Origin of the sequence: Microtetraspora sp. NBRC 16547 (assembly GCF_030268965.1) — a bacterium.
Taxonomy (GTDB): domain Bacteria; phylum Actinomycetota; class Actinomycetes; order Streptosporangiales; family Streptosporangiaceae; genus Microtetraspora.
Map to the genome: position 1 here is coordinate 25,904 of NZ_BSSE01000010.1, position 21,057 is coordinate 46,960.

The following is a 21,057-nucleotide window of genomic DNA, read 5'->3' on the forward strand; positions in this document are numbered from 1 at the left end:
ACGTGAGAACGGAGAGGGGAAGAGATGGCCGAACCGATCGTCGTCGGCGCGGACGGTTCCCCGGCCGCCTCGGCCGCCGTCGCGTGGGCGGCCGACGATGCGGCCAAGAAGGGAGCGCCCCTGCGGGTGGTCCACGCCGTCTACCGCCTGCCGTACGCCAGCCCGCCCTACCCGATTCCCGGCCTGGACGACGCCCTGACGAGGGCGGGCGGCCAGTTCCTCCTGGAGGCTGAGCGGCTCGCGCTGGGACGGCACCCCGATCTCGACGTGTCCACCCGGCTGTTCGAAGGAGGCCCGGCCCGCGTCCTGATCCGCGAGGCCGCAAGCGCGTCCGAGCTGGTGGTCGGCAGCCGTGGCCGCGGCGGGTTCACCGGGATGCTGCTGGGCTCGGTGAGCACGCAACTCGCCGGTCACGCGGCCGTCCCCGTCGTCGTGGTACGGCCCGGCCACACGGAGGCGGCCCGTCCCGAGGTGGTCGTCGGCGTCGACGAGTCGCAGGAGTGTGAGCCCGCGTTGGCCTACGCGTTCGAGCAGGCGCGGCTGCGCGGCTGCCTGCTGCGCGCGGTGCACGGATGGCGGCTGCCGCCCGAGATCTACACCGGATGGTTCGTCTACGACCTGCCCGAGATGCAGCAACTGCGCGAGAGCCTCACCGCGGGACGGCTCGCCGCCTGGCGGGCGAGATATACCGACGTGTCCGCCGAGGTGGAGGTGATCTGCGATCACCCGGTCGCCGCGCTGGTCGAGGCGGCCAAGAACGCGGCCGTGCTCGTCGTGGGCTCCCACGGCAGGGGCGGGGTCGGCGCGATGGTGCTCGGCTCGGTCAGCCGCGGCGTGCTGCACCACGCCCGATGCCCCGTCGCGGTGGTGCGCTCCCGGCCCGCGGACCGGACGTCCGCGCAGGCCACCCCCTGAGCGGCATCTCCAGAGGGGCACCCCCCTGAGCGGCGCCCCCTGAGCGGCGCCCCCTGAGCGGCGCCCCCTGAGCGGCGCCCCCTGAGCGGCGCCCCCTGAGCGGCGCCCCCTGAGCGGCGCCCCCTGAGCGGCGTCACCGCCGTACGGCTGGCCCGAGAGGCGTGAGGCGGCGCCGCGTCACCGACGCCGCCTCGTCAGAGCCGCCTTATCGGAGCCGCCGGCGGTACGGCGAGGGCGGGGGAGCGGCGGGCGCGATCCGTACCCGGATGTCGACCGCCGCGGCCCCGCGCGGAGTGACGATCAGCGGGTTGATGTCGAGCTCGGCGACCTCGGGCAGGTCGTCGAGCAGCCGCCCGATCCGGACGATCCGCTCCTCCAGCGCGCGTACGTCCGCCTCCGGGCGACCCCGGTAGCCGAACAGCAGGGGAGCGCAACGCAGTTCCCTGATCATGTCCGCGGCGTCGCCGTGCGTGAGCGGCGGCACCCGGAACGCGTGGTCGGCCAGCAGTTCGGCGGTCACGCCGCCCATGCCGACCATGACCAGCGGGCCGAAGGCCGCGTGCCGGACGCCGCCGACGATCATCTCGATGCCGCCGGCCGCCATGCGCTGCACGAGCCCGCCGGTCATCGCGGGGCCGATCCGCTCCGCCATCTCCCGGTAGGCCGCAGCGACGTCCTCAGGGGTGTGCAGGCCCAGCCGTACGCCTCCGACGTCGCTCTTGTGGACGATGCCGGGCCCGGTGGCCTTCAGGACCGCGGGCAGTCCGACCAGGGCCGCCGCCTCCGCCGCGCTCTCCGGGTCGTCCACGCCGATCGACTCGATCACGTCCACGCCGTAGCAGGCGAGCAGCCGCGCGGCGGTGCGATGGTCGAGCCAGCCGCCTTCCGGAGTACGGGCGAGCTCGCGGGCGACGATCTCCTCCGCCGCCGCGACGGCACGCCGGTCCTTCTCGGAGTCCGTCTCCGGTTCCGGCTCCTCCGGCCGGGCGCGCCAGCGGGCGTGGCACTCCGCGCGGGCCAGGGCGTGCACCGCCTGCTCGGGGAAGGCGTAGGTGGGCACCCGGCCGCCGATCAGCCCGTCGTGGCCCACCACGCAGGCGAGCACCGTCTTTCCCGTGTCCCGCGTCGCCTCGTCGATCGCCGCCTCCATGCGGACGCGTCCGGAGCCGAACGGCGGCGTGTAGACCACGATGACGGCGTCCACGCCGGGGTCGGCCAGCACGGTTCCAACCGCGAAGGCCAGCTCGTCGGCGTCGCCGTCCGCGGTGAGGTCGACAGGATTGCCCACGGCGGCCCCGGGCCGCAGGCGGGCGCGCAGCCGCTGCCGGGTCTCCTCCGACAGCTCGGGCACCTCCAGCCCCTGCCGCTCGCAGGCGTCGGCCGTCAACGCCTCGGGACCGCCGGAGTTGCCGACGATCGCCACGCGCGGCCCGGCGGGAAGCGGCTGGCCGACCAGGAGCCGTGCCGTGTCGAGGAGGTCCTGGACGGTGTCCACGCGGATCACTCCGGAGCCGGTCAGCAGCGCGTCCACGGCGATGTCCGGGGTGGCCGCCGCGGCCGTGTGCGAGCGGACGGCGCGGTCGCCGGAGGCGCTGCGCCCGCTCTTGACCACCACGATCGGCTTGGTACGGCCGACCCGGCGGGCGATCCGGCCGAAGCGGCGCGGGTTGCCGAAGGACTCCAGATAGAGGCCGATCACGTCGGTGCGGTCGTCGTCCTCCCAATACTCCAGCAGGTCGTTGCCGCTCACGTCCGCCTTGTTGCCGACGGACACGAAGCCGGACAGGCCGAGGCCGACCTCGGCTGCGCGGTCGATCAGCGCCACCGCGACGGCTCCCGACTGCGACATCAGGGCCAGCCGCCCGGGCGGGGGAGGCGTGGGCAGGAAGCTCGCGTTGAGCCGCGACCCGGTGTCGACCACGCCCAGGCAGTTGGGGCCGACCAGGCGCATCCCCGCCTCGCGGCAGATCGCCAGCAGCTCCGCCTCCGGCTTCGCGTCGCCGGCCTCGGCGAAGCCCGCGCTAACCACGATCAGGTTCCCCACGCCGATCCGCGCGCAGTCGCGGGCCACGTCCAGTACGGCCTCCGCCGGCACGGCCACGACGGCAAGGCCGACCGGCCCGGGAACGCTGTCCAGATCGGGGTAGGCGGGGAGGCCGCAGAGCAGGTCGGCGCGCGGGTTGATCGGATAGACGGGGCCGGGGAAGCCGCCGTCGACCAGGTTGCGCAGTACGCGGTGACCGACGTTGGAGGGGTCGCGGCCGGCGCCGATGACGGCGACCGACTCCGGCGACAGCAGCCGGGCCAGCGAGGCACGCTCCGCCTCGTGCGCGCGTTCCTCAACCTTCATCAGCAGGCGGTGGGTGGGCCGCGGCGTGATGTGCAGCTCCACCTGCTCGCCGTGGTGGCTCCGTCCGACTTCGAGGCCCAGGTCCCGCACCACTTCGAGCATCGGCCGGTTCTCGGCCAGGACGTCGGCGATCACCTCGCGCACTCCGCTCTCGGCGGCGTCCAGGGCCAGGTGCTCCAGCAGGAGGGTGCCCAGCCCCTGGCCGTGCACGCCGTCGTCGAGGAGGATGCCGAGGTCGGCGACCTGGCCCGTGTCGTCGGGCATGTACTCGGCGACGGCCACGAGCCGGCCGTTCATCAGCGCCACGAGCGCGTGGCCGTCGAAGCCGGGCTCGGTCAGGCGATCGATGTAGACATGGGCGGAGGCCCTGCCGCCGCTGAAGAACCGCAGGTACGCCGAGCGCTCGCTGGTCCGGTCGACCAGCGCCCGTAGCGCGGGCCGATCCGCCGGGCGTAGCGGGCGCAGATGCGCGATCCCGCCGTCGCGTAGAAGGACGTCGCATTCACCGGAGGCCGCTCGTTTCATGCCTCCAGCCTCGGCTCGGGCGGTGGTACGAAACAGGGTCTTTGTGCCCACAGGGAACGGGCTCTCGTCCCTCCGGCGCCTCGGCGCCGCCACCACCGCGCCGCCACCACCGCGCCGCCACCACCGCGCCGCCACCACCGCGCCGCCACCACCGGGGCATCCCCGCCGCCGGATCCTCCGGCCGCGCAGACGGCGGCGCGGGCGGCGGCGCGGCATACCGTCGGGCACTGGGGGAAGGGCTGCTCGTCAGGAGGGGCGCGTGATGGAACCCTGGACGCTGACCTATGAGGGCTTCGACCCCAACGACGAGGGGTTGCGCGAGGCTCTCTGCACGCTGGGCAACGGCCGTTTCGCCACCCGCGGGGCGGCGCCGGAGGCCCTGGCCGACGAGGTGCACTATCCCGGGACGTACATCGCGGGCTGCTATGACCGGCTGGTTTCGACCGTCGCCGGGTACGACGTGACGAACGAGGACATGGTCAACGCGCCGAACTGGCTGCCCCTGACCTTCGCGACGACCGGCTCGGAGTGGTTCTCGCCGCGCACCGCCCACCTGCTGGAATATCGGCAGGACCTTGACCTGCGCCACGCCGTTCTGCACCGCTTTGTTCGGTTCCGGGACGAGGAGGGCCGGATCACCGCCGTCCGGCAGCGCCGCCTGGTCTCCATGGCCGATCCGCAGCTGGCCGCGCTGGAGACGACCTTCACCGCCGAGAACTGGTCCGGCCCGCTGCGCGTACGTGCCGCGCTCGACGGCCGGGTGACCAACCGGGGCGTGCCGCGCTACCACGAACTGCGCGGCGACCACCTGACCGCCCACGCCACCGGGACGGACGGAGACATCCTGTGGCTGCGCGCCCATACGCGTACCTCAGCGGTCGTGATCGCTCTCGCCGCGCGCGTGGAGGCCCGCGCGCCGGGACACGAGGTCGCGCGGGATCCGGAGCTGATCGCGCGGGAGCACGTCCTGGAGCTGGATCGCGGCCGTCCGGCGGTGGTCGTGAAGACCGTCGCGCTGGTGACGTCCCGCGACCACGCCGTCGCCGGTCCCGTCGAGACGGCGGTCCGGCGGGTACGGCTGGCACCGGGGTTCGAGCCGTTGCTCGAACGGCACCAGATCGCCTGGGACGCGTTGTGGGGGCGGGCCCGGCTGGACGTCGACGATTGGAAGGCGCGGCGCAATGTCCGGTTGAACATCTTCCACGTGCTGCAGACGCTGTCGCCGCACACTGCCGACCTCGACGTGGGGGTCCCGGCGCGCGGCCTCCACGGTGAGGCGTACCGGGGACACGTGTTCTGGGACGAGCTCTTCGTGCTGCCCTGGCTGAACCTGCGCTTCCCCGAGATCGCGCGCGGCCTGCTGCGATATCGCTGGCGGCGGTTGCCCGAGGCGCGGGCCGCCGCGTCCGCCGTGGGCCTGGCGGGGGCGATGTTCCCCTGGCAGAGCGGCGGCGACGGGCGGGAGGAGACGCAGGCCCTCCACGTCAACCCGCGGTCCGGCCGGTGGCTGCCGGATCACTCGCGCCTGCAGCGCCACGTCGGCCTGGCCATCGCCTACAACGTGTGGCAGCACTACCTGGTCACCGGCGACCTGGAGTTCCTCGCCCACTTCGGCGCGGAGCTGCTGATCGAGATCGCCCGGTTCTTCGCCTCGCTGGCGCGGTTCGACCCCGCTTCCGGCCGGTACGAGATCCACGGCGTCATGGGACCCGACGAATATCACGACGCCTATCCCGGGGCCGCCCTCCCCGGGCTGGACAACAACGCGTACACGAACGTGATGACGGTGTGGCTGCTCCTGCGGGCGCAGGAGACGCTCGACCTGCTGCCGCGGCGGGCGTACAAGGAGCTGGTCACGCGGCTCGGCCTCGACGCCGCCGAGACGGAACGCTGGGACGACATCACTCGCGGGATGCGGGTGGACTTCCACGACGACGGAGTGATCAGCCAGTTCACCGGCTACGCCGGGCTGCTCGAACTCGACTGGGCGCGTTACCGGGGCGTGCGGCGGCTGGACCGCGAGCTGGAGGCCGAGGGGGACAGCACCAACCGCTACCAGGCGTCCAAGCAGGCGGACGTGCTCATGCTGTTCTACCTGCTCACCGCCCGGGAGCTGGGGGAGATCCTCGACCGGCTCGGCTACCGGACGGAGCCCGGCATGATCCCGCGTACGATCCACTACTACCTCGCCCGCACCTGCCACGGATCGACGCTGAGCGCGGTCGTCCACGGCTGGGTGCTGGCCCGGTGCGACCGGTCGGGGTCCTGGCGGTTCTTCACGGAGACGCTCACCGCCGACCTCGGCGACGTCCAGGGCGGCACCACGGCCGAGGGCGTGCACCTGGGCGCGATGGCGGGCACCCTCGACCTGCTCCAACGCTGTTACCTCGGGCTGGAGATCCGCCACGACGGCCTGCACCTGGATCCGCTCCTGCCCGACCGGTTGGCCATGCTCTCGCTGCGGATCCGGTGCCGGGGCGCGGAGTTGGCGATCCAGGCCGACCCCGCAGGGATCGAGATCTGCCGCGCCGACGACGGCCCGGACACCGTGGCGGTGACCGTATGCGGCCGGGCCGCCCGGCTCGGGCCTCGGGAGAGCCGCACTTTCCGCCTGCGGGACGAGACGCTTCCGGCCGCCGGATATGTCTAGGCGGCGAAGACGCGGCGGGCGGTGACGAGTCCCGGCCCTGCTCTCACGCCACGGCCCGGCACCGGCAGAGCCAGGCCGTTGACGGGCGGGGAAGCGGACGGGCCGGGTCGTCGACGGGCGGGCCGCGCTTCTCACCGACGTACCCTGCTGGAAGGATGCTGAGCGTGTCACCCGAGGTGCCGGCCCTGCGCCTGCCGCGAGCCATCGTCTTCGCGGCGGTGTGCGTCGTCGTCTCCGCGGCCGGACACGCCGTCGCGGGCGGCGGCTCGGTCCCGCCCGACGTGATGGCGCTCGGCGCCGTGGGCACCCTGGCGCTGGCCTACGCGCTCAACGGCCGCGAGCGTGGCCCCGAGGTGGTGCTGACGGCGACGATCGGCGCGCAGATCCTGCTGCACGAGCTGTTCGCCTGGTCCGCGACGACGATGCTCTCCACCCCCGTGCCCTCCATCCCCATGCCCTCCACCCCCATGCCGGCCGTGCGGATCGTGCCGGGCATGGCCGCGATACCGGCCGCGCCGGTCGTGCTCTCCGGCGCTGGGCACGGCGGCCATCTCGGCGTGGGAATGCCGCTGGCGCACCTCGTGCTCGCCGCGTCGACCGGCTGGTGGCTGTATCGCGGTGAGAGAGCGGTGTGGCTCATGCTGCGCCTGTGGAACACGGCCCCGTTCGCCGTACTGCGCTGGATCCGCGCCGTCTCGGTCGGGACGTTCTCGCCGCCGGGCCGGGCCGTACCGCCGTCCGAGCCCGGGCCGTATGTCGGCAGGGAGGTCGCGGCGGCGATCCATCGGCGCGGTCCGCCGCCGCGCCCAGCGCCGGCTCTGAGCCGCTGAACGGCTGAAACCCGGCGCGCCCGGTGATCGTACGCTCCGCGATGTGGCGTGAGCGTTTTTCGGTTTTCCCGGCATGATCCGGGATTCTCTGCATGGAGTCAGTGATGGCATTCCTGCCACGATTCATCCGCAACGGCCTTGTGGCGGCGCTCGGCTGCGGAATGTTCCTCGTCCTGACGGCGAACGCCGCCCAGGCCCACGACAGCCTGAAGAGCAGTTCCCCCGCTCAGAACGCCCAGGTCGACGACCTCAAGAAGATCGAGCTCGACTACAGCTCCCAGGTGCGGTTCCCTGTCGTCATCATGCGTGACAGCGCCGGGAAGCCGGTCCAGGTCGGCACGCCCCGCGTCGACGGGTCCAAGGTGCTCGCCGACGTCACCGCGCCGCTGACGCCTGGCGGTTACGTGATCGCCTGGCGCGTGGTCTCCTCGGACGGCCACCCCATCGAGGGGGAGATCCCGTTCACCGTGAGCGGATCGGGAAGCGCCGGGGCCGCCACACCGGCGGCCTCCATCTCGGCTTCGAGCGTCGCCGCCTCGACCGAGGTCTCGCCCTCCTCGACCTCGCCCGCCTCGGCGTCGGCCGCGGCGCCTTCCGGCGCGGCCGCTCCCGCCGCGCAGGTGTCCGCTTCGGCGGTCGAACCCGCGGAGACGTCACGCGGCGCCGGTGGATGGATCTGGGGCGGGCTCCTCGCCCTGGCGGTGGTCGGGGCGGTCATCTGGCTGCGCAACAGCCGTGGGAATCCCCCTGCTCAGCAGGAGCAGAGCCGGGGGTAGCACGTTCATGAGAACGGCGGTCGGGCCCTGATGGTCGGGCCCTGACGGCCGCCACCTGACGGCCGCCACCTGACGGCCGGCTCCCGGACGGACAGAGCCGGGGCCGGCGGTCAGGGGCGGGTCTCCGGCTCGACGCCGAGCACCTCCTCGGGGCTGCGCGGGTCGGGCGCGGTGGGAGGTAGGCCCCCGACGGCACGCAGGACTCGCCCCACCGCGGGCCCCCAGGCCGGGCGGAGCGAGGCGTCGCGCAGCAGATCGGAGTCGGTGAGCAGGCGGTCCGCCGGTCCGGAGTGGAGCGCTCCCCTCGCGATGATCGCGACGTCGTCGGCCCATCGGTGGGCGAAATCGACGTCGTGCGTGGACGCGATGATCGTCGTCCCGCCCGCGCCCAGCCGCCGTAAGGTCGAAAGCAGCGCCTCGGTGCCCGCCGGGTCGAGCCCGGCGGTGGGCTCGTCCAGGATGAGCACCACCGGGCGCAGGGCGAGCGCTCCCGCGATGGCGACCCGCTTGCGCTGGCCGAAGGACAGCAGGTGAGTGGGCTGTTCCACCAGCGGGACGATCTCCATGTCCTCCAGCGCCGCGGTCACGCGCGCCGCCACGGCGGCCGGTCGCAGCCCGAGGTTCAACGGGCCGAAGGAGACGTCCTGACCGACGGTGGCGGCGAAGAGCTGGTCGTCCGGGTCCTGGTGGACGAACTGGACCTGCGTGCGGAACTCGCTCAGGGCCGCGCGCCCGTAGCCGAGGGGACGGCCGTGCAGCATGACCTGGCCCGCCGTCGGCCGGAGGCCGCCGCACAGGAGGCGCAGCAGCGTGGTCTTCCCTCCTCCGTTGGGTCCCAGTACGGCGAGGGCGGCCCCCTGGGACACCTCCAGGCTGAGCTCCGAGAAGACCGGGGGAGACCCGGGATAGGAGTACGAGAGCCGGTCGGCGGCGAGTACCGCGGTCATGCGGCCATCCCTTTCAGATGAAGGCGTCAAACGGAGGCATCAGACGAAGGCCGACGCGGAGGTCAGCATGAGGGTCAGTCCGGCCGACACGAGCCCGGGCAGCGGGGCGACCGCGAGAAAGCCGCCGGTCAGGGGGAGGCTCTCGACGCTGACGGCGAGACTTCCCGTGTAGCCGCGGTCGCTCAGGCCGTCCTCCAGGCGGCGGGCCCGGTCGAAGGACAGGACGAAGACCTGGGCCGCCAGCCCGGTGACGGATCTCCACCGGGCCCGCCACGACAGGGTGCCCAGCCGGTCCACCTGGGCACGCCGTACGGCGTCGACCGTCTCCAGGACCACGGACAGCATGCGGTAGACGAGCCCGGCCACCTCGGCGACGCCGGACAGACCCGGCCGGCGCGCGATCCGGGGCAGCACGTCGGCGAGCGGGGTCGTCATGGCGAACAGGAGCTGGCAGAAGACGGCCGCCACGCAGCGGCCGATCACCTCGCCCGCCCGTGCCGCGCCGCCTGGAGCCCAGGCGAGCCCGGACGCGTCCACGCTGACCAGGAAGGTCACCGAGCCGGTGACGATGAACGCGAGCGGGGCGCGGGCCGAGCGCAGGAACGCGCGCGGCGGCACGCGGGCCCAGCCCAGCGCGACCAGGAGAGTGATCGCCGCCGTGATGGGCGCGCCTGGCCAGGGCGGCAGCAGCAGGGCGCTCAAGAGCAGTCCTCCCGCCAGGACCGCCTTGGCCGCGGGATGGCGCCGCCGCCACGGGCTCCGGTAGGCGGCGGCGTCGATGGCGAGCACGTCGCGCTCAGCAGGCGGGCGCGCCGGGTTCGGCGGCGTCGCGCCCCGCTCCCGACGGTGCGTTCCCTGCCCCCGCCAGCGCGTTCGCCGCCCCCGCCAACGGGGTTCCCGCCCCCGCCGACGCGTGCCGCAGCCTGTTGCGGGTGCGCGCGACGCCGAAGTAGTAACCGAGGAACCCGGCGCCGACCGCGGCCTGCAAGGCGAACAGCGCGGACTCGATCTCCCCCGACGGAGGCTCGTACAGCGAGGCGAACCACGGCTTGTAGTGGGGCGCGAGCTCGCCGATCGCCGCCTCGGCCTGGGCGTCCGCCCCCGCGAAGGGCTCCTCGCGCCCCTCGCCCGCTCCCATCGCCAGGGGAAGTACGGCGAGCGCGGCGACGGCGGCCAGCAGGAGCAGGTTGATGAGGGTGTCGCGCTTCACAAGGCGCCGCACAAGGCGATTCATGAGGTCTTTCACGACGCCGCCTGGCCTTCCTTCAGGACGCGGAGCCGGATCAGCTCGGCCGCGCTGGTGGAGCGGAGCAGGCGCACGATGAGCACGGTGAGCAGCCCTTCACTGACGGCCAGCGGGATCTGGGTCACCGCGAAGATCGCGCCGAACTTGCTCAGGGCGCCGGTGAAGCCGCCAGCCGGGTCGGGGAAGGCGAGTGCCAGCTGGGCCGACGTCACGCAGTACGTCACCAGGTCCGCGGCGAAGGCTCCGGCGAAGACCGAGCCGAGCAGCCCTCCGCCCATGCGCCGGACCAGCGCGTACGCCCCGTATCCGGCCCACGGGCCGACGACGGCCATCGAGAACGCGTTGGCCCCGAGCGTGGTGAGCCCGCCGTGGGCGAGCAGCAGCGCCTGGAACAGCAGCGTGATCGTGCCCAGCACGGTCATCACCGGAGGCCGGAACAGGATGGCGCCCAACCCGGTGCCCGTGGGGTGGGAGCAGCTGCCGGTGACCGAAGGGATCTTCAGCGCGGACAGGACGAAACAGAACGCGCCCGACGCTCCGACGAGCAGCTTCGCCTCGGGGTTCTCCCGGATCTGACGATTGAGGCGGACGACGCCGTGGACGACGAACGGAGCGGCGGCGACGGTCCAGCCCGCCGCATGCAAGGGGGGCAGGAACCCCTCGGCGATGTGCATGGTGAAACCCGACCTTTCCAGCACCTCGTGGATGGTGTTTCCGTGCCTTGGCCGGTCTCCTGGCTGACGGGTTGGCACATCTCGCTCGCCTTCCCAGGCGGCTGTCGCCCAGTGGCTTCCGCGTACGCGGATGAGCGAGACGATTCCCGATCACAGTGGCGAGGGCCGCGCCGGATTGGCGTCCCGAATGGGGCGCGCACCGGACTTCCCGTTTGCCGAGGCGGCTTCAGCGTAAGCCCGATCTCTTGTCATGGACAAGGCGGGGTAACTGCGAACTGGTCGCACGTGCATCTACAAGGCAGGAGCCCGCGCGAGCGGCGGGTGCGGTTCCGTGGGTTCCCGTGCGGCCCGCCCCGTACAGGCAGGGCGCCGGTCAGGGGTGCTGGAAACCCTTGCCGGTCCGGTCGAGAGGGTCCGGCTCCAGCCCGAGATAGGTTGCGCGCAGCTCGTCCCAGACGGCCAGCCGATCGTAGTCCGGCGGGTCGAGGATCTGCTGGCGGTCGGTGAGGAAGGGATTGGGCAGCAGCACGGTCATGAGCTGCTCGTCCCGCCCGTTGAACATGCGCACGCCCCACGAGGTCGGGCAGCCGTCCGGGCCGATGGAGCGGTACAGCTCGGCGCGGGCGCAGCGACGGATCCGTCCCAGTTCAGGACCGCTGGCCGTGTGCTCGCCGATGCACAGGTGGAAGTGCCAGCGGCCGAAGTCGACGGTGACGTAGCCGTCGAACATGCTGATCCGCTCGGGCGCGTTCGGCGCGGCGACCTCCCAGGCCGCACCCTGGATGATCACGCCGAACCAGATGTGCTTCCAGTGCTTCTGGAAGATGTCGGTGACCAGGGACAGGAGGGTCTGTTCATCGGTGGGCAGCGGCCAGACGTGCAGCGTGCCGGTTCCGGGTTCCTCCACGACGGTGTGACTCATCGTGCGCCTCCGCTCGGTAGGTACGGGCCCCGGCCGTCAGTCGAGCTCGGTCAAGGGCCGAAGCAGCGCGCAGTCGCCGCACTTGCCGCCACCAGGCAGGCGGTAGTAGAGGCAGCAGCTGCGCCGTACGAAGAAGGGGTGCCGGGTCGTGGCGTCGGCCAGTGCGCCGCTGCCCCGGAGTACGCCCAGGGAGAGCAGTTCGTGGCCGGTCGCGAGCGCGCGCTCGGCGAGTGGGGGACGCTGGAGGGCGATCACCCGAATGGTTCCGGCCAGCGCGGAGGCGGCGTTCCCCCACAGCAGGCCCGGCGCGATCTTCGTGATCCGTCGCACGGTTCCGGCCAGCGGCTCCAGCAGCCCGGTCATCACGGTGCGATAGAGGGACACGGGCAGAGTCCGGGAGAGGGACGGGTCGGGAGACGGGGAGTGAGACCGGGCGCGGGGGCCGGCCAGCCGCTCCCGATCGTCCGCCCACCATCCGGCCGGTCGCACGGCGCGCAGCGGCAGCGGCCCCGCGGGCACCGGCCGACACAGGATCCGGACGGGATCCAGGTCGAGCACCAGACCGTGGGCGATGGCTGCGGCGACGGCGGGCGACCACAGCCGGGCGGCCAGGCCCTGGTACAGGATCGAGGCGGCGATCCTGGTCTCGGCGGTGTCCAGGCGCCGGGCGACGCCGTCGATCAGCGCCGCGAGCGCGTCCGTGCCGGTGCACAGGTCGGCGAGGGGCCGCCAGTCCAGGGCGTCAGGCCCTGCCGGACCGGTCTCGATCTCGAAGTACGCGCTGAACCCGGCCACGTCGGCGAGGACGTCGGCGAGCGTGCCCGGATCGGCGACCGTGCCCGGATCGGTGACGCGGTCACCGACGGTCCGTTCGCCGGTCGGCTCCGAGGTGCCGCCGGTCGCGGTCTCAGGTATGGAGAGGTGGTCCATGTCGCATCGCCAGTCCGGTCTGTGCCGTGCGGCTGCGCGGCCGTGCGCCGTGCGGTCGTGTGGGAGTGCGGTCGTGCGGTGGCACGGCGGCGATCACCGCGGGCGACTCGGGTGGTGTCCCTGACAAGTTAACTGTCATGGCGGGAAGCGGCGCAAAGTTGACGTTCGCGGTCCCCGCGGGATACGTTCCCGAGGATTCGCGGTGGTCCGAGGGAAATCCGGTGAGATGCCGGTGCGGTCGCGCCACTGTATCCGGAGCGTGAGCTCCGGGAGCCAGGTCACTTGGCCGCCGCGTCCTCATCTGGCGGGACGCGTCATCCCAAGGAGGCATCGATGAGCGAGCCGACCATCTCCATCTCGCACTCCCACCCTTTCTCCGGCTTCTCCGGCCCGGTACGCCCACGTGCGGCGATCTGCCCGCCCGGCGCCGTCCGCCGCCGCGCCGGGTCCTGACCTGACCGCCGTGCCCGGCCTGCCGGCGGTGCCGGGCCCGCGCGTGGCCTGCCGTACGTCTGGTGCCGGTGAGCAGGAGCCCCCGCGCCCCACGCCCTGACAGGACGGGCGGACACGGACGCGCCGGCAGGACGCGTTGACAGGACTATCCAGAAGGGACCTTCGTGATCATCGCTTATCCGTTCAGCGCCGTCGTGGGGCTCGACGATCTCAAACTGGCGTTGATTCTCAACGCGGTCTCCCCCCGGGTGGGCGGCGTGCTGGTGCGCGGGGAGAAGGGCACGGCCAAGTCCACCATCGTCCGCGCGCTGGCCGCCCAGCTGCCTCCCGTCGAGGTGGTCGCCGGGTGCCGCTTCGCCTGCGATCCTTCCACTCCAGATCCGTCCTGCCCCGACGGCCCGCACGGCGCGGGCGAGGGCCGGCGGGCACGCCCGGCCGCGCTCGTGGAGCTGCCGGTGGGGGCCTCGGAGGACCGGCTGGTGGGCGCGCTCGACATCGAGCGGGCGCTCACCGAGGGGGTCAAGGCGTTCGAACCCGGTCTCCTCGCCGCCGCCCACCGGGGCGTTCTCTACGTGGACGAGGTCAACCTGCTGCACGACCAACTCGTGGACCTGCTGCTGGACGCCGCCGCGCTCGGCACCTGCTTCGTCGAGCGCGAGTCGGTGTCGGTGCGGCACGCGGCGCGGTTCCTGCTCGTCGGCACGATGAACCCCGAGGAGGGCGAGCTGCGGCCCCAGCTCCTGGACCGGTTCGGGCTGACCGTCGAGGTGCGGGCGTCCCGCGCTCCGGCCGAGCGGGCCGAGGTCGTACGGCGCCGCCTGGCCTTCGACGCCGACCCGGCGGGCTTCGCGGCGAGCTGGGAGGCCGAGGAGTCGGCCCTGGCCGGGCGGATCCTCCAGGCCAGGGAGCGGGTGGCGGACGTCGTCCTGCCGGATGCCCGGCTGCGTCAGATCGCCGCGGTGTGTGCGGCCTTCGAGGTGGACGGGCTCCGGGCCGACCTGGTGACCGCCAACGCCGCCATCGCGCTCGCGGCCTGGCATGGCCGTACGAAGGTGACGACCGAGGACGTGCGCGAGGCCGCCCGGCTGTCCCTGCCGCACCGCCGGAGGCGTGACCCGTTCGACGCGCCGGGCCTGGACGAGGCCCACCTCGACGACCTCCTGTCCCAGCACGCTGACCAGGATCCCGACGACGACCCTGACGGTCCCGGTGGACCTGGGGGCGCTCCGGAGCACGGCCCGGATGCCGGCGGCTCGGACGACGGAGGCGAGAGTGTCACCGCTGAAACCGCCCACGATGACGGCGACAGTGCAGCCGGCGGGCGCGGCGGTCCCGACGGCGGCTCTCTCGGCTCCGGCGTCGCAAGCGTCTGCGATCCGGGTGCGCCGGAGGAGAACGGCCGTGCGGATCGTCCCTCCACTGAGCGGGTGATCGCCGCCGCGGATCCGTACCGGGTACGCGCCTTCCAGGTTCCGGGGCTCGGAGACGGCGCCTCGGGGCGGCGGTCGCGGGGGCGCACCCCGAACGGCCGCACCACCGGCTCGCGCGTCCCCTCCGGGCGGCTCCAGCGGCCGCATCTGTCCGCGACTCTGCGTGCCGCCGCGCCGTATCAGCGGGAACGCGGCCGTACCGGGCCGGGCCTGCTGGTCCGCGACACTGACCTGCGCGAGGCGGTCCGCGAGGGCAGGGAGGGCAACCTCGTGCTCTTCGTGGTGGACGCGAGCGGCTCGATGGCGGCGCGCCGGCGCATGCGCGAGGTCAAGACCGCCGTGCTGAGCCTGCTCCTGGACGCCTACCAGCGGCGGGACAAGGTCGGGCTGATCACCTTCAGGGGTTCCGGTGCCGAACTTGTGCTGCCGCCGACCTCTTCGGTGGAGGCCGGTGCCGCACGGTTGCGGGAGCTGCCGACCGGCGGCCGTACCCCGCTGGCCGCCGGACTGCGGCGGGCCGCCGAGGTGCTCCGCGTGGAGCGGCTGCGCGATCCCGCCCGGCGGCCGCTGCTGGTGGTCGTCACGGACGGCCGCGCGACAGCGGGGACCGACGTGGCCGGAGCGGCCGCGCGGCTCGCCGGCACGGCCGGTGTCGTGGTCGACTGCGAGAGCGGCCCGGTACGGCTGGGCCTGGCGCTCGACCTCGCGGCCCGCCTGGGCGCGCCCGCCGTACGGCTCGACGCGCTGGCCGCGGGTGGCCTCGGCGCCCTGGTCCGCGAGCACAGGGCCGAGCGCGGCGAATACCGGAACGACTACAGGAGGGCGGTCTGAGATGCCGCAGGGCAAGCCGGCCATCGTGCCCGACGACGGGCTCACCACGCGGCAGCGCCGTACCCGGCCGCTGCTGATCGTGCACACGGGCTCTGGCAAGGGCAAGTCCACCGCCGCGTTCGGGATGGCGCTGCGCGCCTGGAACCAGGGGTGGCCCATCGGGGTGTTCCAGTTCGTCAAGTCGGCCAAGTGGCGCATCGGCGAGGAGCGCGCTCTGCGGGTGCTCGGCGATTCCGGCGAGGGTGGTCCCGTGACCTGGCACAAGATGGGCGAGGGCTGGTCGTGGATCCAGCGGCCCGGCAGCGAGGAGGACCACGCCGCCGACGCCCGCGAGGGCTGGGAGCAGATCAAACGCGACCTGGCCGCCGAGACGTACCGCTTCTACGTGCTCGACGAGTTCACCTACCCGCTGAAATGGGGCTGGCTGGACATCGCGGAGGTGGTCGACACGCTGACGGCGCGGCCGGGCGTCCAGCACGTCGTGATCACCGGCAGGGACGCCGACCCGAGGCTGGTGGAGGCGGCCGACCTGGTGACCGAGATGGGCAAGGTCAGACACCCCATGGACGCCGGGCAGAAAGGTCAAAAGGGCATCGAATGGTGATCCCGCGCCTGGTGATCGCCGCCCCGTCCTCGGGCAGCGGGAAGACCACGGTCGCGACCGGGCTGATGGCGGCGCTGCGCGCGCGGGGGCTGCGGGTCTCGCCGCACAAGGTGGGGCCGGACTACATCGACCCCGGCTACCACGCGCTCGCCACCGGACGGCCGGGTCGCAACCTCGATCCCTGGCTGACCGGTGAGGAACTGGTCGCCCCGCTGTTCCTGCACGGCGCGCGGGACGCCGACCTGGCCGTGGTCGAGGGTGTCATGGGGTTGTACGACGGTGCCGGGTTGGAGGAGTTCGCCTCCACCGCGCACGTCGCACGGCTGATCGGCGCGCCCGTGGTCCTGGTGGTGGACGCCGCCCGGCAGGGCCGTTCGGTCGCCGCGCTGGTGCAGGGCTTCGCGTCGTTCGACACGCGGGTACGGCTGGCGGGGGTGATCCTCAACCGGGTCGGCTCCGAGCGGCACGAGGAGATCTGCCGGTCCGCGCTGGCGGAGAGCGGTGTGCCGGTGCTCGGCGTGATCCCCCGGGTGGACGGCGTGGCGACCCCGTCCCGCCATCTCGGGCTGATCCCGGCGGCCGAGCGCCGGGAGGACGCGGTGGCGGCGGTGGACCGGATGGGCGCGCTGATCGCCGCCTCCTGCGACCTCGACGAACTCGTGGCGCTGGCGCGTTCCGCGCCGCCCCTCGCGCAGGCCCCCTGGAATCCCACGGTGCCGCTCCTGGGCATGGCCGTGAGTCCCTCGGCGTCTGAGTGGCACACCGGTTCGCGGCCATCCGGGCGGCGGCCGGTGGTGGCGGTGGCGGGCGGTTCGGCGTTCACCTTCGGGTACGCCGAGCAGGTCGAGCTGCTGGCCGCCGCCGGCGCCGACGTGGTGACGTTCGACCCGCTCAGGGACGAACGCCTGCCGGAGGGCGCGGGGGCGATCGTCATCGGCGGCGGCTTCCCCGAGATGTACGCGGCGGAGCTGTCCGCGAACGAACCGCTGCGGCGTGAGGTGGCGGCCTTCGCCGGACCGATCGTGGCCGAGTGCGCGGGACTGCTCTATCTGGCCCGCGAGTTGGACGGCCACCCCATGTGCGGGCGGCTCGACGTCACCGCGACGATGACGGGCAGGCTCACGCTCGGCTACCGCGACGCCGTGGCGACCGCCGACTCCGTGCTCACCCGGGAGGGCGAGCGCTACCGGGGGCACGAGTTCCACCGCACGGCCACCGACCCCGCGCACGCGGAGCGGCCGCTGTTCCGCTGGCGCGGCGCGGCCGACGGTTTCGTCGAGCCTCTCCTCGCCGCGTCCTACCTCCACCTGCACTGGGCGGGCAGCCCCGAACTGGCTGGACGCCTGGTCGCCGCCTGCCGCCGACCGCCAGCGGAGAGCGGCGGCCGGCGTCACAGCTAGCACCGTCGGCGGCGATCAGGAGTGTCGCCGGCGTTGCCGCATGGCCTTGAACGGTGCGACCTCGACGATCGCCTGCCGAGGATCGCCAGGCCGAGCGAGATCTCGTCCCGCGTGGAGGTGAAGACGGGCGTGATCTCCGGATGATGGCCCGATCGAAAATCGTCACCGCGGCGGGCGCGCACACGGATGGTCGCTCCCAGCGGCGCTGCCGTTCACCTGGGCGAGTGATCAGTTTCGCCTGTGCAGTGCCTGGCGTTGCGTTACGGGACATCCGTGAGTTGTTGACTTCCCTGGTGCGGATGTTCAACGGACAAAGGATGCTTATGCGCAGAAATACCATTCCTATGATGGCCGCGGTTGCGACGGTTCTGACCGCGGCTGTGGCCGCACCGGCCGCGGGGGCTGCGCTGCCGCAGTCTTACACCGTTGCTGGCGTTTCCGACACGCCCTTCTTCGGCCAATCGTTGCCTCTCAGCGCGCCGTCGGTGACGACCACCGTGACGCCAGGGGTGACCCTGACCTCGATGTCGCTTGGGGCGAAGGACGCCGACGACTACTGGACCGTCCAGGTGTACCTGCCGGCCACGATCGACGGCCCGCTCAACGTGGCCGACACCGCGCTGGGGCCGAAGAAGATCGCCGATCAGGTGGCCCAGGCACTACGGAGCAAGGGGTTCGATCCGCGCACCGAACAGGTCGACTCGCCTGCCTATGCCGATCACCCTGCGGGAACCCTCGGATGGATCGTACGGATCGGGCAGTACGCGACCAGCGGTGACGCCTCGGCGATGCTGTCCAAGCTCAGAGCAGCCGGCTTCGCGGGCGGCACGCGCTACACGGCGCAGGATGGCACCGACGCCACCGCGCCGCAGAAGGTCCACGTGCTCCGGGTGGATTTCCGCGAGTTCGGCGGAACCGTCGGCACCGACTTCGGACCGACCCTGAACGGCACCGAGAAGCTGACCGACCTGGCCGCCGCGGCGGGCGCCGTGGCCGGCATCAACGCCCAGTGGTTCTACAACAGTGCTCCGGGCGGTCTGTTTGTCAAGGACGGCAAGCTGCTCGGTGCGGCGACCCAGGGTCGGGCCGGGGTGAAGATCACCCACGGTGGCCGTGCGGTCGATGTGGACACCTACACCGCCCATGTGACGCTCCGCGCCGGACGGGACACCATCGAGATCGACGGCGTCAACCGCGTGCCCGGTGAGATTTGGAACTGCGGTGGCGTGGGTGGTGACCTGCCGACCGAGAAGCCGCAGCATGACCTGAAATGCACTGACAGCAGTGAGTTGGTGCAATTCACCCCTGAATGGGGAGCGACGCCGACCGGTGCCGGTGCTGAGGTCGTGCTCGACGCGCATGACAAGGTGATCGCGGTGAACGCCACGCGCGGTGCCGGCGTGCCCGCCGGCGGATCGACCATCCAGGCCATCGGTGACAGCGCCGACTGGCTGCTGGAGCACACCAAGGTGGGAACGAAGTTGACTCTCACCGAACGGGTCGAGGACAGCAAGGGCCGCAAGGTCGCACTGACCCCGGGCACCACGATCCTGCAGGTCGGGCCCGCCCTTGTCCGAGACGGGAAGGTGTCGGTCAACGCCGCGGCGGATGGTTTGATCCGCGAAGGCGAGGACCAGACGTTCACCTACAACTGGGCCGTACGCGGCAATCCGCGATCGATGATCGGCATGGACGACCAGGGCAGGCTGATGCTGGTGGTCGTCGACGGTCGGCAGGCCGGATACAGCGAGGGCCTGGGGATCGCGCAGACCGCTGAACTGATGAAGCTGCTCGGCGCGCGCGAGGCGATGAATCTCGACGGTGGCGGTTCGAGCGTCATGGTCGCTTCGGGCGCCGGCATCGTCAATCGTCCGTCCGATGCCACCGGGGAGCGTTCGCTCGGCAACGTGCTGCTCGTCCGTCCCTGAGTGAAGTCGGCCTCTCGATGAAGGCTGTCGCCGCGTCCGAGATGCGGTGAAAAGAGGAGCGGGCGCAGGTTGCCGTGGTGAACCGGCCGGGGTCCCGCGACCGGAAACCTGCGCCCGTGAGGTCCTCGACATGCAGGAGCCCGCCGGCAGAGCCCCGGCCTCGATGCTCGGGCATGGCCCCGCACAACCGAACACCGCCTGCGGTGACCCCGTCTGCCCGCAACCACCATCGGTCCGCGACAAGCCGATATTTCCCGGTGACCGGGTCGAGTTCCCAGCGGGGACGGCCCCGGCGGATCTCATCGATCCCGATCGCCTCCGTTGGCTTGGGCTGCTCAGGAAGCACCTGTGCGGCGTAGGCGCACGCCTCGTCGCCGCCTGTGCCCCCGCGGGCGGCTGAATCACCCCGTCCGGATGGTGCTCTGGAGGAAGCCGCCGATCTCGGCTCGGGCCATCTGCGCGCCGAAGCCGCCCCAGGCGAGATCGAAGGCGTGGCCGGCGTACTCGATCTCGACGTACCGGTGGGACGCGCCCGCCTCCTGAGCCAGGCGCGCCGCGCGGCGGCCGTCGTCGGGGTACTGGATCTGGTCGTGCCCGCCCTGGATGGACAGGGTCGGCGGCACGTCCGCCCCCAGGTAGGTGATGGGCGACGCGGTCTGGTAGGCCGCGCGCTCCCTCTCTGGCGACCCGCCGACGAAGTCGTACAGCATCCCCCGCCCCTCGCCGTCCGAGAGCCACTTCTCGGCCCACCAGGGGACGGCCAGGCCGTACGAGTAGGCCAGATCGTAGGGGCCGTACAGCGAGACGACCGCGCTGACCGACGTGCTGCCGGTCTCGCAGCTCGGCGGGAACGCGTTCGCCCCGACCGCGTCGCCGGAGGCGTAGGCGGCCAGCAGCGCCAGGTGGCCGCCGGCCGACATGCCCATCAACGCGATGCGGCCGGGATCGACGCCGTACCGGGTGGCGTTGCGCCGGACCCAGCCGACGGCGCACCGCACGTCGCCCGGGGCCTGGGTCCAGGTGGCGGGCGGCGCCAGCCGGTAGTCGATGTCGAAGACCGTGGCGCCGTGCTCGGTGAGCCATTCGTTCCAGCGGGGCGTCATGCCGCGCTGCCCCTTGGTCCAGCCTCCGCCGTGGACGAGCACCACCGCCGGGCCGCGCTTCTCCGCCGGCGAGCGGGGGCGCCACACGTCCAGCTGCAGCTCCGTGCCGCCGATGCGGGCGTAGGCCACGGTGGCGTCCGGCCCGCGATCCGCCGCGGTGGCGGGGCGCTGGAAGTAGGCGGCGTAGGACAGGGGCACGCCGAGCCGGCGGGCGTCGCGATGGGCGGTCACCACGGGGGCGAGCGTGGCCACCAGGCACAGTGCCGCCACAGCGGTGGTCACCGCGCCCGCCCGCCGCGCGCCGAGCCACAGCGCGATGACGGCCGCCGCCGTCGCCGCCAGGGCGGCCAGCGCGCCGAGCAGGCTGTACTCGCGGGCGAACACCGCCAGGGTCCAGAAGGTCCGGGTGGGGGAGGGCAGGACGATCAGCGCCGCCACCGGCACGGCCGGGATCGCCGCCGCGATCGCCATGCCCAGCGCGAGGCGTCGCGCGAGCCGTTTGGACAACCGCGCTTTCACGGGCATCTGCCGACCCTAACCCCG

Annotated in this window: 16 protein-coding genes and 2 riboswitches; of the genes, 8 read left to right on the forward strand and 8 right to left on the reverse strand. The window is 72.8% G+C overall.

Annotated elements, in window-relative coordinates; all coding sequences use genetic code 11:
• Window positions 1-24: 24 nt before the first annotated feature.
• On the forward strand, window positions 25-915 hold the full coding sequence (locus tag QSK17_RS15860) for a universal stress protein (RefSeq protein ID WP_285705522.1): 891 nt from the start codon (window positions 25-27) through the stop codon (window positions 913-915).
• Between the two features lie 205 nt (window positions 916-1,120).
• Here the strand turns inward: QSK17_RS15860 and QSK17_RS15865 are convergent, their stop codons facing one another.
• Window positions 1,121-3,790, reverse strand: coding sequence for a bifunctional acetate--CoA ligase family protein/GNAT family N-acetyltransferase (locus QSK17_RS15865; RefSeq protein WP_285705523.1), 2,670 nt, complete (start codon window positions 3,788-3,790; stop codon window positions 1,121-1,123).
• 262 nt (window positions 3,791-4,052) lie between these two features.
• Here QSK17_RS15865 and QSK17_RS15870 point away from each other — a divergent pair, with 262 nt between their 5' ends.
• The 3 genes from QSK17_RS15870 to QSK17_RS15880 all read left to right on the forward strand — a co-directional run bounded on the left by QSK17_RS15870 (window position 4,053) and on the right by QSK17_RS15880 (window position 8,046).
• The gene (locus QSK17_RS15870; protein ID WP_285705693.1) at window positions 4,053-6,440 is read left to right on the forward strand and encodes a glycoside hydrolase family 65 protein; all 2,388 of its coding nucleotides are present in this window, start codon (window positions 4,053-4,055) and stop codon (window positions 6,438-6,440) included.
• A gap of 164 nt (window positions 6,441-6,604) precedes the next feature.
• On the forward strand, window positions 6,605-7,270 hold the full coding sequence (locus tag QSK17_RS15875) for a hypothetical protein (RefSeq protein WP_285705524.1): 666 nt from the start codon (window positions 6,605-6,607) through the stop codon (window positions 7,268-7,270).
• A gap of 104 nt (window positions 7,271-7,374) precedes the next feature.
• The gene (locus QSK17_RS15880) at window positions 7,375-8,046 is read left to right on the forward strand and encodes a copper resistance CopC family protein (RefSeq protein ID WP_285705525.1); all 672 of its coding nucleotides are present in this window, start codon (window positions 7,375-7,377) and stop codon (window positions 8,044-8,046) included.
• A 110-nt stretch (window positions 8,047-8,156) separates the two neighbouring features.
• Here QSK17_RS15880 and QSK17_RS15885 read toward each other — a convergent pair whose 3' ends face one another.
• From QSK17_RS15885 to QSK17_RS15910, 6 genes are all read right to left on the reverse strand, one after another.
• A complete protein-coding gene (locus QSK17_RS15885; protein ID WP_285705526.1) occupies window positions 8,157-8,993 on the reverse strand; it encodes an energy-coupling factor ABC transporter ATP-binding protein in 837 nt (278 codons plus the stop codon).
• Window positions 8,994-9,032: 39 nt separating this feature from the next.
• The gene (cbiQ, locus tag QSK17_RS15890) at window positions 9,033-9,782 is read right to left on the reverse strand and encodes a cobalt ECF transporter T component CbiQ (protein WP_285705527.1); all 750 of its coding nucleotides are present in this window, start codon (window positions 9,780-9,782) and stop codon (window positions 9,033-9,035) included.
• A gap of 7 nt (window positions 9,783-9,789) precedes the next feature.
• Window positions 9,790-10,215, reverse strand: a complete 426-nt coding sequence (locus QSK17_RS15895) for an energy-coupling factor ABC transporter substrate-binding protein (protein WP_285705528.1) — start codon at window positions 10,213-10,215, stop codon at window positions 9,790-9,792.
• 20 nt (window positions 10,216-10,235) lie between these two features.
• The gene (locus QSK17_RS15900; RefSeq protein WP_285705529.1) at window positions 10,236-10,937 is read right to left on the reverse strand and encodes an energy-coupling factor ABC transporter permease; all 702 of its coding nucleotides are present in this window, start codon (window positions 10,935-10,937) and stop codon (window positions 10,236-10,238) included.
• An 8-nt stretch (window positions 10,938-10,945) separates the two neighbouring features.
• Window positions 10,946-11,163, reverse strand: a riboswitch (cobalamin riboswitch).
• A gap of 123 nt (window positions 11,164-11,286) precedes the next feature.
• Window positions 11,287-11,835: a DUF7676 family protein gene (locus tag QSK17_RS15905; protein WP_285705530.1), complete on the reverse strand. Its 549-nt coding sequence runs from the start codon at window positions 11,833-11,835 to the stop codon at window positions 11,287-11,289.
• A 36-nt stretch (window positions 11,836-11,871) separates the two neighbouring features.
• Window positions 11,872-12,765: a (2Fe-2S)-binding protein gene (locus QSK17_RS15910; RefSeq protein ID WP_285705532.1), complete on the reverse strand. Its 894-nt coding sequence runs from the start codon at window positions 12,763-12,765 to the stop codon at window positions 11,872-11,874.
• Window positions 12,766-12,950: 185 nt separating this feature from the next.
• Window positions 12,951-13,096, forward strand: a riboswitch (adenosylcobalamin (AdoCbl) riboswitch).
• Window positions 13,097-13,385: 289 nt separating this feature from the next.
• Here QSK17_RS15910 and QSK17_RS15915 point away from each other — a divergent pair.
• The 4 genes from QSK17_RS15915 (at window position 13,386) to QSK17_RS15930 (ending at window position 19,411) form a co-directional block, all read left to right on the forward strand.
• Window positions 13,386-15,479, forward strand: coding sequence for a putative cobaltochelatase (locus QSK17_RS15915; RefSeq protein WP_502889227.1), 2,094 nt, complete (start codon window positions 13,386-13,388; stop codon window positions 15,477-15,479).
• Between the two features lies 1 nt (window position 15,480).
• On the forward strand, window positions 15,481-16,083 hold the full coding sequence (cobO, locus tag QSK17_RS15920) for a cob(I)yrinic acid a,c-diamide adenosyltransferase (protein WP_285705534.1): 603 nt from the start codon (window positions 15,481-15,483) through the stop codon (window positions 16,081-16,083).
• Entirely contained in the window at window positions 16,077-17,483 is a 1,407-nt protein-coding gene (locus tag QSK17_RS15925) for a cobyrinic acid a,c-diamide synthase CobB (RefSeq protein WP_285705535.1), read from the forward strand. Before cobO ends, QSK17_RS15925 begins: the two co-directional genes overlap by 7 nt.
• A 347-nt stretch (window positions 17,484-17,830) precedes the next feature.
• Complete coding sequence (locus tag QSK17_RS15930) at window positions 17,831-19,411, forward strand: phosphodiester glycosidase family protein (RefSeq protein ID WP_285705536.1); 1,581 nt, start codon at window positions 17,831-17,833, stop codon at window positions 19,409-19,411.
• Between the two features lie 401 nt (window positions 19,412-19,812).
• On the opposite strand, the gene QSK17_RS15935 is transcribed toward QSK17_RS15930, so the two are convergent.
• Window positions 19,813-21,039 carry an alpha/beta hydrolase gene (locus QSK17_RS15935; RefSeq protein WP_285705537.1) on the reverse strand — a complete coding sequence of 409 codons (1,227 nt, stop codon included), beginning with the start codon at window positions 21,037-21,039 and terminating at the stop codon, window positions 19,813-19,815.
• Between the last annotated feature and the right edge of the window lie 18 nt (window positions 21,040-21,057).

Bases quoted from the DNA above. Each gene is read 5' to 3' on its own strand.
- QSK17_RS15860 (WP_285705522.1), top strand. From the start codon at position 25: ATGGCCGAACCGATCGTCGTCGGCGCGGACGGTTCCCCGGCCGCCTCG.
- QSK17_RS15865 (WP_285705523.1), bottom strand. From the start codon at position 3,790: ATGAAACGAGCGGCCTCCGGTGAATGCGACGTCCTTCTACGCGACGGC.
- QSK17_RS15870 (WP_285705693.1), top strand. From the start codon at position 4,053: ATGGAACCCTGGACGCTGACCTATGAGGGCTTCGACCCCAACGACGAG.
- QSK17_RS15880 (WP_285705525.1), top strand. From the start codon at position 7,375: ATGGCATTCCTGCCACGATTCATCCGCAACGGCCTTGTGGCGGCGCTC.
- QSK17_RS15885 (WP_285705526.1), bottom strand. From the start codon at position 8,993: ATGACCGCGGTACTCGCCGCCGACCGGCTCTCGTACTCCTATCCCGGG.
- QSK17_RS15905 (WP_285705530.1), bottom strand. From the start codon at position 11,835: ATGAGTCACACCGTCGTGGAGGAACCCGGAACCGGCACGCTGCACGTC.
- QSK17_RS15910 (WP_285705532.1), bottom strand. From the start codon at position 12,765: ATGGACCACCTCTCCATACCTGAGACCGCGACCGGCGGCACCTCGGAG.
- cobO (WP_285705534.1), top strand. From the start codon at position 15,481: ATGCCGCAGGGCAAGCCGGCCATCGTGCCCGACGACGGGCTCACCACG.
- QSK17_RS15925 (WP_285705535.1), top strand. From the start codon at position 16,077: ATGGTGATCCCGCGCCTGGTGATCGCCGCCCCGTCCTCGGGCAGCGGG.
- QSK17_RS15930 (WP_285705536.1), top strand. From the start codon at position 17,831: ATGGCCGCGGTTGCGACGGTTCTGACCGCGGCTGTGGCCGCACCGGCC.
- QSK17_RS15935 (WP_285705537.1), bottom strand. From the start codon at position 21,039: ATGCCCGTGAAAGCGCGGTTGTCCAAACGGCTCGCGCGACGCCTCGCG.